Annotated in this window: 11 protein-coding genes; 5 read left to right on the top strand and 6 right to left on the bottom strand. The window is 65.8% G+C overall.

Going from position 1 to position 14,338, the window contains the following annotated elements; all coding sequences use genetic code 11:
• Nucleotides 1–44: 44 nt before the first annotated feature.
• A complete protein-coding gene (locus tag AC5Y4D_RS15750) occupies nt 45–920 on the bottom strand; it encodes a carbohydrate kinase family protein (RefSeq protein WP_499945440.1) in 876 nt (291 codons plus the stop codon).
• Between the two features lie 23 nt (nt 921–943).
• Here AC5Y4D_RS15750 and AC5Y4D_RS15745 point away from each other — a divergent pair, with 23 nt between their 5' ends.
• A complete protein-coding gene (locus AC5Y4D_RS15745) occupies nt 944–3,214 on the top strand; it encodes an ATP-dependent DNA ligase (protein WP_499945439.1) in 2,271 nt (756 codons plus the stop codon).
• A 22-nt stretch (nt 3,215–3,236) separates the two neighbouring features.
• Here AC5Y4D_RS15745 and AC5Y4D_RS15740 read toward each other — a convergent pair whose 3' ends face one another.
• Both AC5Y4D_RS15740 and AC5Y4D_RS15735 read right to left on the bottom strand, forming a co-directional pair.
• A complete protein-coding gene (locus tag AC5Y4D_RS15740; protein WP_499990235.1) occupies nt 3,237–3,452 on the bottom strand; it encodes a hypothetical protein in 216 nt (71 codons plus the stop codon).
• Between the two features lie 133 nt (nt 3,453–3,585).
• Complete coding sequence (locus AC5Y4D_RS15735) at nt 3,586–4,023, bottom strand: winged helix-turn-helix transcriptional regulator (protein WP_499990236.1); 438 nt, start codon at nt 4,021–4,023, stop codon at nt 3,586–3,588.
• A gap of 91 nt (nt 4,024–4,114) precedes the next feature.
• Here AC5Y4D_RS15735 and AC5Y4D_RS15730 point away from each other — a divergent pair, with 91 nt between their 5' ends.
• Entirely contained in the window at nt 4,115–6,862 is a 2,748-nt protein-coding gene (locus AC5Y4D_RS15730) for an ATP-binding protein (RefSeq protein ID WP_499990237.1), read from the top strand.
• 150 nt (nt 6,863–7,012) lie between these two features.
• Nucleotides 7,013–8,029, top strand: coding sequence for an alcohol dehydrogenase catalytic domain-containing protein (locus tag AC5Y4D_RS15725; RefSeq protein ID WP_499990238.1), 1,017 nt, complete (start codon nt 7,013–7,015; stop codon nt 8,027–8,029).
• Here AC5Y4D_RS15725 and AC5Y4D_RS15720 read toward each other — a convergent pair.
• Both AC5Y4D_RS15720 and AC5Y4D_RS15715 read right to left on the bottom strand, forming a co-directional pair.
• Entirely contained in the window at nt 8,022–9,488 is a 1,467-nt protein-coding gene (locus AC5Y4D_RS15720) for an FAD-dependent oxidoreductase (RefSeq protein ID WP_500037578.1), read from the bottom strand. The genes AC5Y4D_RS15725 and AC5Y4D_RS15720 overlap by 8 nt on opposite strands.
• A complete protein-coding gene (locus AC5Y4D_RS15715; RefSeq protein ID WP_500037577.1) occupies nt 9,485–10,327 on the bottom strand; it encodes an alpha/beta fold hydrolase in 843 nt (280 codons plus the stop codon). The genes AC5Y4D_RS15720 and AC5Y4D_RS15715 overlap by 4 nt, the downstream gene beginning before the upstream one ends.
• A gap of 301 nt (nt 10,328–10,628) precedes the next feature.
• On the opposite strand from AC5Y4D_RS15715, the gene AC5Y4D_RS15710 reads away from it, so the two are divergent.
• Both AC5Y4D_RS15710 and AC5Y4D_RS15705 read left to right on the top strand, forming a co-directional pair.
• Nucleotides 10,629–12,560, top strand: a complete 1,932-nt coding sequence (locus AC5Y4D_RS15710; RefSeq protein WP_500037576.1) for a fumarylacetoacetate hydrolase family protein — start codon at nt 10,629–10,631, stop codon at nt 12,558–12,560.
• Nucleotides 12,561–12,607: 47 nt separating this feature from the next.
• A complete protein-coding gene (locus tag AC5Y4D_RS15705) occupies nt 12,608–13,423 on the top strand; it encodes an enoyl-CoA hydratase/isomerase family protein (protein WP_499990243.1) in 816 nt (271 codons plus the stop codon).
• A 3-nt stretch (nt 13,424–13,426) separates the two neighbouring features.
• Here the strand turns inward: AC5Y4D_RS15705 and AC5Y4D_RS15700 are convergent, their stop codons facing one another.
• Entirely contained in the window at nt 13,427–14,296 is an 870-nt protein-coding gene (locus tag AC5Y4D_RS15700; RefSeq protein WP_499945435.1) for a TIGR03619 family F420-dependent LLM class oxidoreductase, read from the bottom strand.
• Nucleotides 14,297–14,338 lie beyond the last annotated feature (42 nt).

The raw sequence follows: 14,338 nt of genomic DNA, 5'->3' as shown, positions 1-14,338 counted from the left end.
TACCCGACACGCCGAGCGTGCGAGGGCCATTGCGGCTGCTCGCCTCAGGGGCCGGGGCGGCTCACCGCGCGTGCCGCCGCCGCGGCCGCGGCCTCCAGCGCCGACGTCAGCGTGTCCAACCCGATCCTGCGCAGGAGGGTTCGCCGGTCACCGCCCAACAGGCCCGCTTCCCAGAGCGTGTCGAGCAGACCGACCATGAACGCGTCACCGGCACCGACGGTGTCGACGACCTCTACCGGACGCGCCGGCACCGTCACCTCACCGGCCGCGCAGAGCGCCAGCGAGCCGCGCTCACCCATGGTCAGGGCGATGATCGCCGGCCCGGACGCCAGCCAGCCACGCGCGGTGTCCCGCGGCGGGCGGTCGGGTGCGAGCCAGCGCAGGTCCTCCTCGCTGACCTTGACGATGTCGCTGCGCTCGACGAGCTTGTCGACGCGGTCGCGCGCCTGCTCGCGGTCCACGATCAGCGACGGCCTGACGTTGGGGTCGAAGGTGACGGTGGCAGACACCCGGTAGGCATCCAGCAGCGCGGCCACCGCCAGGCAGCCCGGCTCGCGTACCGCGGCCACCGACCCGGTGTGCACGAACAGTGGGGGCGGGACGGGCGGGGTCCCCGAGAGCTGCCAGTCCAGCTCGAAGCAATAGCTCGCCGAGCCGTCGGCGGCGATGGTCGCCGTGGCGGTAGGTGTCCGGGTAGCGGCAACGCTGCCCGAAACCAGCTGCGCGCCAGAGTCTTTGACATAGGCCGCGATGCGGCGGCCGTTCGCGTCGTCAGCGATGTGGGTCAGGAAATCGATACCGCGACCCAGGCGGGCAAGGCCCACGGCCACATTCAGCGGGCTGCCGCCGACATGCCGGGTGGTAGACGGTCCCGCCACGATGTCTATCAGCGCTTCGCCGATCACGAGCCCGCGCTCCATGCCCGACACGTTACGTTGACATCATGGGTTCGGCACGCGAGCAACAGGTGCGCCTGACCAATGCCGACAAGGTGCTCTACCCCGCCACCGGGACCACCAAGCGGGACATCTTCGACTACTACACCGGTATCGCCGAAGTCATGGTGCCGCACATCGCGGGTCGGGCCGCGACGCGCAAACGCTGGCCCAACGGTGTCGACGAGCCCTCGTTCTTCGAAAAGCAGCTGGCGTCGTCGGCGCCGGCCTGGCTACCGCGCGCCAGCGTCACGCACCGGTCGGGTACCACGACCTACCCGATCATCAACAGCGCCGACGGGCTGGCGTGGATCGCGCAGCAGGCCGCGCTCGAGGTGCATGTGCCGCAGTGGCGCTTCGTCGCCGAGTGGACCCGCAAGGGCGCCGAAGAACTCAAGCCCGGCCCGGCCACCCGCCTGGTGTTCGACCTGGACCCCGGCGAGGGTGTGACGATGGCGCAGCTCTGCGAGGTTGCCCACGCCGTCCGAGAACTGATCACCGATATCGGACTGACCCTCTTTCCGTTGACCAGCGGTAGCAAGGGTCTGCACCTCTACGCCCCGCTGGAGGAACCGGTCAGTAGCGCCGGCGCCACGATCTTGGCCAAACGTGTTGCGCTGCAACTGGAGAAGTCCATGCCCAAGCTGGTCACCGCGACGATGACCAAGAGCTTGCGCGCCGGCAAGGTCTTTTTGGACTGGAGCCAGAACAACGGCGCAAAGACCACCATTGCGCCGTACTCGCTGCGCGGCCGAGAACATCCGACGGTAGCGGCGCCCCGGACGTGGGAAGAGATCGAGGACCCCGAGCTGCGCCACCTGCTTTACGACGAGGTGCTGGCCCGCGTGCAACGCGACGGCGATCTACTTGCCCCGTTGGACGCCGACGCCCCGGTGGCGGACCGGCTGACGAAATACCGCAGTATGCGCGATCCGTCCAAGACTCCGGAACCGGTGCCGAGTTCGAAACCCGTTACCGGGCAAGGCAACACCTTTGTCATCCAAGAGCACCACGCCCGTCGCCTGCACTACGACTTCCGGTTGGAGCGGGACGGGGTGCTGGTGTCGTGGGCGGTGCCGAAAAATCTGCCCGAGACCACCGCGGTGAACCACCTGGCGGTGCACACCGAAGACCATCCGCTGGAATACGGGGGGTTCGAGGGCATCATCCCCAAGGGCGAATACGGCGCCGGCAAGGTCGTCATCTGGGACTCAGGAACCTACGACGCCGAGAAGTTCCTTGATGACGAGGTCATCGTCAACCTGCACGGCAACCGGATCTCCGGACGGTACGCGTTGATCCAGACCAACGGCAACCAGTGGCTGGCGCACCGGATGAAGGACCAGAAGGCTTTCGACTTCGACGGTCTCGCACCGATGTTCGCCACGCACGGTTCGGTCGCCGGGCTGACGAAGGGTCAATGGGCGTTCGAGGGGAAATGGGACGGCTACCGCCTACTGGTCGACGCCGAATACGGCCAGATGCGGCTGCGTTCGCGCAGCGGCCGGGACATCACCGCGGAGTTTCCCCAATTGGCCGCGGTGGCAGCCGATCTCGCCGAACATCATGTGGTGCTCGACGGCGAGGTCGTCGCGCTCGATGACGCGGGCGTACCCAGCTTCAACCGGATGCAGAACCGGGTCCGCGCCACCCGCATCGAGTTCTGGGCGTTCGACCTGCTCTACCTCGACGGCCGCTCACTGCTGCGGGCCAAATACGCCGATCGGCGCAAGCTGTTGGAAACCCTGGCCAGCGCAAGCGAACTCATCGTTCCTCCGTTGCTCTCCGGCGGCGACGGAGCCGAGGCGCTGGAGTATTCGGCCAGGCAAGGTTGGGAGGGCGTGGTCGCCAAGAAGCGTGACTCCAGTTACCAGCCGGGCCGCCGCTCCGCCTCGTGGATCAAGGACAAGCATTGGAACACCCAGGAAGTCGTGATCGGCGGCTGGCGCGCAGGCGAAGGTGGGCGCAGCAGCGGCATCGGAGCACTGTTGATGGGCATACCGGGACCCGACGGACTGCAGTTCGTCGGACGAGTCGGAACCGGCTTCACCGACCGCGAGCAAGCCAAGCTGAAGGAAACCTTCGCGCCTCTGCACACCGACGAATCACCTTTCGCCGTCAAGCTTCCCGCTCGCGAAGCCAAGGGCGTTACGTTCCTGGAGCCGAAGTTGGTGGGCGAGGTGCGCTACAGCGAGTGGACCCCGGAAAACCGGCTGCGCCAACCGAGCTGGCGAGGGCTGCGCCCCGACAAGAAACCGAGTGAGGTGGTACGGGAATGACATCCAAGGACGCAGCCCGCCCTCAGTTAACGCGAATGTCCGTCAGCTCGATGGAGACGACCAGCTGATCAAGCATGGGATGTCCCGCGTCATCGCGTACGAAAATCATGCGCCTTGCCGGAACAATCATGCCGTCGACGTCGAACTCCGAGACATAGTGCGCCGCAGGTGATCCGCCGGCAATGTCAACTTGGTAGTCACGTCGCCGGATCAGGCCGTCCTCGTCGATGTAGAGCACCTGTTGCGGACTGTGGGTGGCGATGTCCGGCGGGTAGTCGACATGGAGCCGACGCCAGAGTGCTCATGGCAGTTAGGTTTCCAGCCCGCGGGGACAGTCGGTATAGGTCGGATGACTAGCCTCGGCGTTTACGTCAGGTGGGTTTGGAAATGAGGATGACGTCCGTCGGCTCGACGATCTGACCGTCGCGGCGTCTCAGCACCGCTCGCACCGGCTTGCGCGTAACGCTCTCGACGAACCGATTGCTGCTGTCGGTGGCAGAGGGCAGGTGCGTCCGGCCCCACTGTCCCAGTGCAACGAGGATGGTGCTGACCTCGTGGCCGGCATCCGTCAACTCGTACCGCTGCCGCCTGCGGTCACCGGGTTCCTGGTAGTCGACGACCTCGAAGACGCCCGCTGCGACCAGGGCCGACAAGCGGTTGCTCAGAATGTCTGGTGCGACGCCGAGTTCGGTACGGAACTCGGAGAATCGCGTGCGCCCCAACATGGCTTCGCGCAGGATCAACATCGACCATCGCTCGCCTAGTACCGCCATCGCGCGTGCAATCGGGCAGTCATCGTCCACATTCATCGGCACTCAGCGGCACCCCCGATCATCTGGATTGGAATAACCTACTCAGCGATGTTACCGTCAAACCCATGACCCGGGGCGCGGGGGTGCGATGTCGATGATCGGCCGCACCGACGAGTTCACTGCACTGACTTCGGCGGCGTCGAATATCACCCAGTCGGGCCGCGCACTCGTCGTCGAGGGCGAAGCCGGCATCGGGAAGACCACGCTGCTGAACGCCGTCGCGAGGTGGGCCGGCGACAACGGATTCACTGTGCGTTCGTGCGCGGGTGTGCAATCTCAGGCGAAAGTGGGTTACGCGGCCGTTCACGAGCTCGTTCATCCCCTCCTGGGTCATGCCGAAGCCTTACCGAACCACCAACGCAGAGCCCTGCTGGCGGCATTCGGGATGGAGGAGCACGAACTCCCCAACCCTCTGTTGATCGGGGTGGCGATGCTCGGCTTGCTCGAGGAAGCGGCGGCTCACCAACCGCTCATCCTCATCGTGGACGACGCTCAGTGGCTCGACGGCTCCTCGTTGCATGTGTTGACCTTCGTCGGACGCCGGCTGGCGAATTCGCCTGTCCTGCTGCTGTGCGCCGCGAGACCGAACCTGGACGGTGAGCCGGAGCGGCTCGTCTCGCTGTCGCGATTCCCGCTCGGGCCCATCGATGACGACACGTCGCGGGCACTGTTGGCCGAGGCGGTAACCGACACGGGCGCAGGCACTCTCAGTGATGTGGCTCAACGCCGGATCCTGGCCGAGGCCGGAGGCAATCCCTTGGCCATCGCCGAGTTGGCCAAAGCCGTGTTGGCGAGCGACGAGCACACGGTGCTGACGGCGACGACACCGCTGCCGACCACTCGGCGTATCGAGCGTGTCCTGCTCGAGCAGCTCGATTCGCTTCCCGAGCCAAGTCGTCAGCTATTGGCCTTGATATCAGCCGGAGATGATGCACCGCTGGCCGAGCTGGTCGATGCTGCCCGACGGGTGGGGCTGTCCGAAAGCGACTTGGACCCGTTGGAGCGCAATGGATTGATCACCGTCGGCGCCGGTGCGCTTCGCGTTCGCCATCCGTTGATTCGGTCGGTCGCCTATAACGCGGCAGGGCTCTCGCAACGCTCGACCTTCCATCGCGCTCTCGCCGAGGCAGCGACCGATCCGATGCGTGCAGTATGGCAGCGTTCCGCAGCGGCCTACGGGCCCGATGAGACCATTTCCGCCGAGCTGGAAAGACTGGCCGACAGTGCATTACACCGCGGCGCGAACGACGAAGCGGCCGCGGCATTGCGGCGCGCTGCGGCGTTGTCACCATCGCCGGACAGACGCGTTCGTCGCCTGGTGAGCGCGATCATGCCGGCCTACCGCGCAGGGCTGACGGTGGAAGCGATCGACATCCTGGGCGAGGCAGAACCGCTCGCCACCGACTCCCTCGACTTGTTCGAGCTCGCCTTCGCGCGCTTCACGATGGGTATCACCACAGGCGTTGCGGCCCCGAAGGTGTCGGATCTCGTTTCATTGGCAGACCGACTCGGCGACAACGGCGAACATAAGTATCAGACGCGTCTACTGGCAGCCGCGGCCGCTCAGTGTCGCATGCACGGCATGGACGAGCGTGACAGGCATATGGCGGCCGAAGCGCTGCATTCGATCGAGTACCGCGGAGACCCCTCCATCGAGATCGCCCTCGCCATCGCCGAGGACACCAAGTACGCCCGTCACTTCCGTTCTGAGGCAGAGCGGCTGCGCACTCAGGTGGCCGGCGACGTCACCGCGTTGATGTCGATGGGCCTTGCCGCGGAATCGGTGTCGGACTTGAACATCGCGCAAGGCTGTTGGACCGAGGCGGCCGCAGTCGCCCACGCCACCGGGGCACCCACCATCGAGTGCGAAGCGCTCCGCGGTTCCGCGCGTGCGCAGATCATCGCCGGACACCTACAGGAGGCGACGGTCAGCGCTCAAGGCGCTTTCCGCATAGCGACCGATGCCAACCTATCTATCAGTACCGGTGCCGCGGCAGCGCTCCTGGCGAGATCGCATGCCTGGCGCGGAGAGATCCGGGCAGCAGAGCAAGCGCTCGCAACCGCCCGACAGCATCTGCCGACCGACACGCCGCTGCTCTGGTTGGACGACCTCTCTTGGGCCAGCGGATTGCTGGCACTCACGGTGCACGATTACCAGCAGGCATTCGTCGACCTCTCGCAGATGACCCGTGACCGCAGTGCCCGCCGCTGGGCGATCGGCGATCTGACCGAGGCGGCGGTCGGTAGCCGACATCCGAGCATGGTCGGCGATCTCATCGACGAGATTGCCTCGGAGGCAACCACTCTGGGATCCGAGCACATTGCGATGCTGGTGCACCGCAGCCGCGCCCTGCTCGCGGGCAGTGACCCCGATGCCGAGCATCACTTCAACGCCGCACTCCAGTGCGCGGATGCGACTGAACGGAGTCCGTTGGAGTACGCCCGCACGCAGCTCTGCTACGGCGAGTGGCTGCGACGTCAACGCCGTATCGTCGACGCCCGCGCACAGTTGTCGACTGCGCTGCGCGTGTTCGAAGCGCGTGGAGCGCATCCGTTCGCGCAGCGTGCCCGCGGGGAGTTACGCGCTGCCGGAGTGCAACTGCCGGGGCACGTGACTGCGGAGGATCAGGTCGCGGAGTTGACTGCACAGGAACTGCAGATCGCTCAACTGGCCGCAGCCGGTCTCAGCAACCGGCAGATCGCCGACCGGATCTACCTATCCCACCGGACTGTCGCGGCGCACCTGTACAAGATCTTTCCCAAATTCGGCATCACCAGTCGCAACCAGCTTCGGGATGCGCTCGGCGATGGGATCCCGTCCCAGGGTGACATCTGAGCCTCCGGCATAGGTGAGGTGACTGAGACAGCGAACTCGTCTGGGCTCCAGACTGCGGAAATCAGTGGCGGCGCCGGCGGCACGCCACTGCGCCGAACGACGGTCGGTGTGCTGATACCGAAGTGTCCACCGATCTGGTGTCGTTACGGCATGAATTCGTATCGGGCGTATCAGGTGACCGGCCAACGCAACTTCGCGATGGTGGAGCGCGAATTGCGCGAGCCACTCGAAGGGGAGGTGCGCATCCGGACAGCGGCGTGCGGCGTGTGCCACAGCGACATGCTCGGCGTCGAGGGGCAGCGGGCGGATCCGACGCAGCCGATCGTGCCGGGACACGAGGTGATCGGCACGATCGACGCGGTTGGACAGGCAGTGGACGATCGCTGGCGCGTTGGCGATCGCGTCGGGCTGGGCTTCCTGGGCGGACATTGTGGACGATGTGAATACTGCCGCTACGGCGATTTCGTGAACTGCACCGATCAACCGCAGCCGGGCACGACCGTCGATGGCGGTTACGCCGAGATCGTGTACGCCCGCCCCAGCGGGTTGGTGCGCATCCCCGAGGGATTCGACGTGCTGACCGCTGCGCCGCTGCTGTGCGCGGGAGTGACCGTCTTCAACGCGTTGCGCGCCGGCCAGGCTCCGCTGAACACCCTGGTCGCCGTCCAGGGCATCGGTGGTCTGGGCCACCTCGGGATCCAATACGCAAAGCGGATGGGGTACCGCGTCGCCGCGGTGGCCCGAGGTACGCAGAAAGCTTCGCTGGCAAGGGATCTGGGTGCCGACCACTACATCGACAGTGCGGCCGAAGACACCGCCGGGGCGCTCACCGCACTGGGCGGCGCGACCGCCATCGTCGCCACGGCGGCCAGTGGCGCGTCGATGGCGGGTCTGATCCCCGGGTTGCGGCCGCGCGGCCGTCTGGTGGTCGTGGGTGCCTCACCCGAGCCGATACCCGTGCAGACACCAGACCTCATCTTCGGCGGACGCAGCATCATCGGCAGCCTGACCGGGTCTGCGATCGAGAACGAAGACAATCTCGGGTTCGCGCTCACTCATCAGATTGCCCCGATGATCGAGCCGCTCCCGTTCGGCGAGGCACCACGGGCCTACGAACGCATGATGTCGGGGCGTGCGCGCTTCCGCGTCGTCCTCGACTTCACGTGAGCATTCCCAGCAACTGGTTGAAACACTCCGACATCGACGGATGGGTGTAGATCCCATCGCGTAGCGTGCTGGCAGTGATCCCGTGCCGCATCGCCAATGCGACCAGGTTGATGACTTCGTGGGCGTCGTGGCACAGCAGCGTCGCACCGAGGATCCTGTCGGTGGTGGCGTCGACGACCACCTTCATCATCCCGGCGGTTTGACCGACAATCCGCGCGCGTGCGACTGTCGCGAGATTGACCACGGGACTTGCGGCTACACGGACCTCGTAACCCGCTGTGCGCGCTTGGGATTCGGTCAAGCCGACGCGTGCCAGCGGCGGTGTGAGGAACAGGCAGTTGGGCACCACATCGCGCTGCGAGGCCCGGCGGGGCACCGGTGCGTCCGTGAGTTGATCGAGAACGATGCGATAGTCGTCGAGCGAGATGTAGGTGAACTGTGGTCCGCCGTTCACATCACCGACGGCGAAGATGTGCGACTGGCTCGTGCGCCGGTAATCGTCCACGACGACGGCACCGATATCGGTGGTCTCCACGCCGGCACGATCGAGACCCAGATCGGCGGTGTTGGGCGTGCGCCCGAGCGCGACGAGTACGGCGTCGGCGTCGACGGTGGCCGAACGACCGTCAACCAGATACTCCACGCGCGCTGCCGGTGGACCGCCTTGACGCATGATCGTCTGCAACCCAACGATGTTCGCGCTGGTGATAATGGTGGCGCCCCGCTGCCGCAGCAGCGCCCGCGCAGCGTCGGCCACGTCGGTATCCTCGTTCGCCAGCACGGTGGGACGATGCTCCAGGATGGTGACGGCGCTTCCGAACCCGGCGTACATCGACGCGAACTCCAGACCGATGTAACCTCCGCCCAGGATGACGAGTTGGTCAGGTCGCGACGTCTTCCGGAGGAGCTCCGCGCTGGTCACCACTACCGGGTTCTCCCTGAGCCCCGGCAGATCTGGGATGTTCGGTGTCGACCCGGTACCGATGACGATGTGACCGGCGGTGATCACCACGGGCCCCGAAGCCGTGGAAACCTCCACGTTCTCGGGATCGAGAAAACGCGCCTTGCCGGTCAGGACCGTCACCGACGGGAGGGGTGCCATCGATGCGCGGTTGGCTGCGCGCAGACCGGCTGTCAGTCGCTCGGTGGAGGCCATCGCGTCTGCGTAGGCCGACGCGCCGGAGACCGCCGCTATCTGATGCTCGCCTCGGTGCACCATCGACTTCGTGGGGACGCACCCGGTGTTGATGCACGTCCCGCCGTACATCGCGGCTGACTCTTCGACCAAGACCACGCGGTGACCGCGCCGGCCCATATCGGCGGCCAGGGTCTTGCCACCCTTGCCGAAGGCGATGACCAGCAGGTCCGCGGCCAGGTGATCCTGAGCTGAACTCGGTTCCATGGCGGCGACATTGCCGGGCCGCGGCGGTGGCCGGTATCCGTCGGATGACCTAATCACGAAGCCAGGAAAGTGAGCACCTCCATCGTGAAGTCATCGATGTGCTGAAAGAGGAAGCCGTGGCCGGCATCGCTGTAGAGGATCACCTTGGCGTTGGGCAGGCGGCCCGCCATCGCGTACGTGGCGTAGGCATCAATCATGTGGTCGTGTGCGCCGTTGGCAACCAATGCCGGAATCGTCAACTCGCCCAGGCGATCCCACACGCTTGATCCGGTAGATCCGATGACGGCCAACTGAGCCTGCATCGTTTCCAGCGAAACCGCCACGTGGTCCTCGGATAGCGTGCGGGTGTCCAGACGGCGCAGCGACTGGATGCCCAGTTCGCGAGCACGGTCGGTATCGGGGAAGAACAGGTAGAGGAAATCGTCGTCGTCGTTGACGGGCTTGGTCGCCACCTGCCAGATCTTCGGATCGGCCTGCGGCATACCGGGAACGCCGCCACCGGGAGAGCTGCCTGCGACAACCAGGCGACGCACTAGATCGGGGCGCTGCAGCGTCACCGCCTGCACCACAATTCCGCCGAGCGACCATCCCAACAGGTCGATCTGGGTCACACCCAGAGCCTCGACGAATTCCAATAGTCCGCCTGCGAGCGCGTCCATGGTGGTGGGTGCGGTGCCATCGGTTCTGCCGTGACCCACGTTGTCGAAGATGATCACATCGCGTTCTGCAGCCAGCCGATCGAGGAACACCGGATCCCAGTGGTCGATCGTGCCGCGAAAGCGTAAGGCCAGCACCAGCGGTACCCCGGATGTGCTGCCGAACCGGCGATAGGCGAATCGGGCGTTCACCCCGTCCACGAATCGGGTCTCGGCGTCTGCAGCGGGTGATGACGACATGTTGGTACCTTCGCTCGGTGCGGTCTGATCAGCCGCTGGCATTCGCCGCGGTCTGGATTCAGCGTGCTGTCGAGCACGGTGCGAGTCCATACGCACGTTGACTGAATAGTTCGACGTTCTCCGTGGGATCCTGCTGCGGATGGCGACCCCGCGAGGGTCGCGCGGGAACGACTCCGCGCAAACAGACCTCGAGTTCGACGGGTGATCGGCTACTGGCCGCACGCAGTGGCCGATCGGCCGTGATGGATGATCGGGGAATGCCGCGCACTTCGAATACTGCAACTCCGCCGGTGGTACGGGAATGAAATGGGTCACCTTCCGGGACCGGGACGACGAGCGCGTCGGTGTGCTGTCCGGCGACGACGTCTACGCCGTGGAGCCGGGTCGTACGTTGCTAGACCTGATCTCGGCGGGGCCGGACGCGCTGCGTGCGGCCGGAGAAGCGGCGCTGCAATCACCGTCGTCGGTGATTCGGCTGGTTGACGTGACCCTGGCCGCCCCGATCCCGCGGCCGCCGTCGATCCGCGACACCCTGTGCTTCCTGGACCACATGCGCAACTGTCAGGAGGCCACCGGCGGCGGCCGGGTGTTGACGGACACCTGGTACCGGATCCCGGCATTCTATTTCGCCTGCCCGGCAACCGTATTGGGGCCCTACGACGATGCCCCGATGGCGCCCGGAAGCGCCTGGCAGGACTTCGAACTGGAAATTGCGGCGGTGATCAGCTCCCCCGGAAAAGACCTGACGGTGGAGCAGGCCGAGCAGGCCGTCGTGGGGTACATGATCTTCAACGACTGGTCCGCGCGCGACCTGCAGATGCTGGAGGGCCAGTTGCGGATCGGTCAGGCCAAAGGCAAAGACAGCGGGGTCACCCTGGGACCGTGCCTGGTGACCGCCGACGAGCTGGCACCCTTTTGCCGCGACGGCAAACTCAGCCTGCAGGTCACCGCACTGGTCAACGACACCGTCGTCGGCTCGGGATCCACCGGCACGATGGACTGGAGCTTTCCCGAGGTGATCTCCTACATCTCTCGCGGCGTGACGCTGCGCCCCGGCGACGTGATCGGTTCGGGCACCGTGCCCACCTGCACGCTCGTCGAGCACCTGGGTAGGCCGTCGTTTCCGGGCTGGCTGCGCGACGGGGACGTGGTGACGCTGCGGGTCGAGGGACTGGGGGAGACGCGTCAGACCGTGCGGGCGTCACCGGCCCCGTATCCGCTTGCGCCGCGGCCCAATCCGTCTTCGGCCGGGCTCGCGCAGCGGGTGAATCCGGCTGTGGCGAAGGTGCCCTACACCCGCGGGCTGCACGAGGTCGCCGAACGGGTGTGGGCATGGACGCTGCCCGACGGCGGATACGGTTGGAGCAACGCGGGTTTGGTGACCGGCGACGGGGCGTCGCTGTTGGTGGACACGCTGTTCGACCTGACGCTGACCCGTGAGATGTTCGACGCGATGCGTCCCATCACTGACCGGGCGCCCATCACCGACGCGTTGATCACCCATTCCAACGGCGACCACACGCACGGTAACCAGTTGCTGGACAGTCGAGTTCGGATCATCACCGCCGCCGGCACCGCCGAGGAGATCGCGCACGAACCCAACGCGGACCGGTTGGTCGGGATCCAGACCGCCGACCTGGGTCCGGTCGCGACGAAGTACGCGCGAGACCGGTTCGGCCACTTCGACTTCAGCGGGATCACCATACGCAACGCCGACCAGACCTTCGACCGCGAACTGACCGTCGACGTCGGCGGCCGCCGCGTGGACCTGCTGAACCTGGGACCCGCCCACACCGGTGCCGACTCGGTGGTGCACGTGCCCGACGTGGGGGTGCTGTTCGGCGGGGACCTGCTGTTCATCGGCTGCACACCGATCGTGTGGGCGGGTCCGATCGCCAACTGGATCGCGGCCTGCGACGCGATGATCGCGCTGGACCCTGCTGTGGTGGTGCCAGGCCACGGGCCGGTCACCGACACCGACGGGATCCGGGCCGTCCGTGGCTATTTCGTGCACCTCATCGAGCAGGCCGACGCGGCTCATACCAAGGGCTTGTCGTTGGCGGAGGCCGTCGATACCGTCGACCTCGGTGAGTACGCGTCCTGGCTGGACTCCGAACGCGTCGTCGTCAACATCTTCCGGCGCTACTGCGAACTCGATCCCGACACACCGCAGCCGGAATTGATGGGGTTGTTCGCGATGCAGGCCGAGTGGTTGGCCAAGCGGCAGGGTTAGGGGTCGCCCGGAACACCCCCGTCAGCCGGATGTCCTACGGTTTCGATATGGCACCCGAACCCGCAGTCACACTGGAAACTCTCGAAGACGGCATCGCCTGCCTCACGCTGAACCGGCCCAAACTGTTGAACGCCATCGACGGGTCTCTCATCAGAGCCACCGACGAAGCGCTGGATGTGCTGAGCAGGGGTGAACATCGGACAGTGATTCTGACCGGCGCCGGACGAGGCTTCTGCGCGGGCGCCGATCTGAGTGGCACCGGCGAAGCCTGGACCGACGTCAACCCGTCGACCCCCGGTTTCAAGGTCACCTACGACGCGCAGGTGCGGCTGGCCGATCTGTTCGTCCGGCTCTACGAGCTGCCGATCCCGGTGATCGCAGCGGTCAACGGTGTCGCGGTCGGCGGCGGCCTGGCGTTCGCACTGCATTCCGATATCCGCATCGCTTCCGAGACAGCACGATTCGGCTCGGCGTTCATCAAGGCCGGCTTCTCCTCGATGGACATGGGCACCAGCTACCTGCTGCCGAAGATCGTCGGCGCCGGAGTGGCACGTGAGCTGATGTTGACCGGTCGGATGATCGACGCCGAGGAGGCCCACCGGATCAAGCTGGTGCACCAGGTGGTTCCGGCCGAGGACCTGATGACTGCCGCGCTGGACAAAGCCCGAGAGATCGCGCAGAACAACGCATTCGGGGTGTGGCAGACCAAGATCGGCCTCAACGCCGCCCTGGATGCGCCCAGCCTGCGGCATGCCATCGAGATCGAGAACCGCACCCAGATCCTGACCGGCTTCACCAACAATCCCGCCGAGGCGGCGCGGGCGCATCGCGAGAAACGTGCACCGAAATGGGATACGTTGTGACGGTCAGGCTTTGGCGATCACCTGATCGGCGTACTTCTCCAGCAGATGAATCTTCTTCGCCAGCGGGTCCTTATCCGGGCCGACGATGTAGGGCCAGCGGAAACCCACGATCACGTCGGTGACGCCGTTGTCCTCGAGACGCTTGATCCCGTCGACGGTGTAGGCGTCGGTGGAGATGACGTGAATCTCGAACGGGCCGGTCTTGCCCTCTTCGTCGCGAAACTGCTTGACCCGGGCGATGAGTCGATCAAGTTCCTCCGGGGAGCTGCCACCACCGTGCATCCAGCCGTCGAGCCGCGCGGCCCGTCGCAGCGCAGCGTCGGCGTGCCCGCCGACCAGGATCGGGATCGGCTCAGTGGGCGCCGGACTCATCTTCGTCTTGGGGATGTCGTAGAACTCGCCGTGGAATTCGAAGTACTCGCCGGTGGTCAGACCCTTGACGATCTCGATGCATTCGTCCATTCGCTTGCCGCGCTTGGCGAACGGGATGCCCATCAGCTCGTAGTCCTCCGGCCACGGGCTGGTCCCCACGCCGAGTCCCAGCCGGTTGCCGTTGAGCGCCGCCAGCGAACCGGCCTGCTTGGCGGTGAGCGCCGGGTGCCGGACGGGTAGCTTCAGGACGAAGAAGTTGAGCCGCAACGTCGTCGTCACCGCGCTCAAAGCCGCTGTCAGAACGAATGTTTCGACGATCTCTTTGCCGTCGAGGAACTCCCGGCTGCCGTCGGGGGTGTAGGGATATTTCGAGTCCGACTCGAAGGGGTAGGCGAGGCTGTCGGCGATCGTCATGCTGTGGTAGCCGGCCCGCTCGGCTGCCTGAGCCAGCGGAATGTAGAACTGCGGGTCGGTCAACGACTCCGCGTAACTGAAGCGCACGGCATCCTCCTGTTACGCCGAGCGTGTAGCCACCGCGAAAAA

This window comes from Mycobacterium sp. NGS67, from assembly GCF_059812185.1.
The sequence above is the reverse complement of the archived record's forward strand: the minus strand, read 5'-3'. Positions and strand labels throughout refer to the sequence as shown.

What these genes read in the sequence shown, in the direction of transcription:
- AC5Y4D_RS15705 (WP_499990243.1), top strand. Translation starts at nt 12,608, where the DNA reads ATGGCACCCGAACCCGCAGTCACACTGGAAACTCTCGAAGACGGCATC.
- AC5Y4D_RS15735 (WP_499990236.1), bottom strand. Translation starts at nt 4,023, where the DNA reads ATGAATGTGGACGATGACTGCCCGATTGCACGCGCGATGGCGGTACTA.
- AC5Y4D_RS15730 (WP_499990237.1), top strand. Translation starts at nt 4,115, where the DNA reads ATGTCGATGATCGGCCGCACCGACGAGTTCACTGCACTGACTTCGGCG.
- AC5Y4D_RS15725 (WP_499990238.1), top strand. Translation starts at nt 7,013, where the DNA reads ATGAATTCGTATCGGGCGTATCAGGTGACCGGCCAACGCAACTTCGCG.
- AC5Y4D_RS15750 (WP_499945440.1), bottom strand. Translation starts at nt 920, where the DNA reads ATGGAGCGCGGGCTCGTGATCGGCGAAGCGCTGATAGACATCGTGGCG.
- AC5Y4D_RS15710 (WP_500037576.1), top strand. Translation starts at nt 10,629, where the DNA reads ATGAAATGGGTCACCTTCCGGGACCGGGACGACGAGCGCGTCGGTGTG.
- AC5Y4D_RS15745 (WP_499945439.1), top strand. Translation starts at nt 944, where the DNA reads ATGGGTTCGGCACGCGAGCAACAGGTGCGCCTGACCAATGCCGACAAG.
- AC5Y4D_RS15715 (WP_500037577.1), bottom strand. Translation starts at nt 10,327, where the DNA reads ATGTCGTCATCACCCGCTGCAGACGCCGAGACCCGATTCGTGGACGGG.